The sequence below is a fragment of the Pedococcus sp. P1_H8 genome (assembly GCF_056405175.1).
On sequence record NZ_JBFUCP010000196.1, the window covers coordinates 1 to 471 of the forward strand.

Sequence of the window (471 nt, forward strand, 5' to 3'; positions counted from 1 at the left end):
GGCTTGATCAGTACCAGGGTCCGCTCAGTCACAGCACTCAGCCTAGAACGTCAGTCCCGTTGACCCGGAAGCAGTCCCTTTTCCATCCGGTCCAGGATGTCGCGGCGCAGGTACAGCAGGTACGCCCAGACCGACGAGAACACCAGTCCCATCACGCCGATCGAGATGTGCACGGCGAAGCCGGCCACCAGCGCGACCTGCAGCACGATGTTGAACGCCATCCCCCACGACCGGCCCTGCACACCCGCCCCGAGGATCATCAGCAGCGCGAGCACGACGAGGTAGGTCCCGCTGGCCGCGGTCAGTCCCCCGCCGACGGTCGCGACCACCGGGATCGCCAGCAGCACAACGATTGCCTCCAGGATCAGCGTGCCCGCGCAGACCCCGCGGAAGCTCTTCCACGGGTCCTTCGTCGGCGGCTTGAAGCCCGTTCCCTCAGCCGGCGCATGTCCCTCGACGTGCGGTTGCCCC

The 471-nt window shown here is 67.1% G+C and carries 1 protein-coding gene; it reads right to left on the reverse strand.

Annotated features, from left to right (window positions below):
* Positions 1 to 50: 50 nt before the first annotated feature.
* On the reverse strand, positions 51 to 471 hold a 421-nt coding region (locus tag AC1DYG_RS19560), incomplete at its 5' end, for a DUF4233 domain-containing protein (protein WP_477641516.1).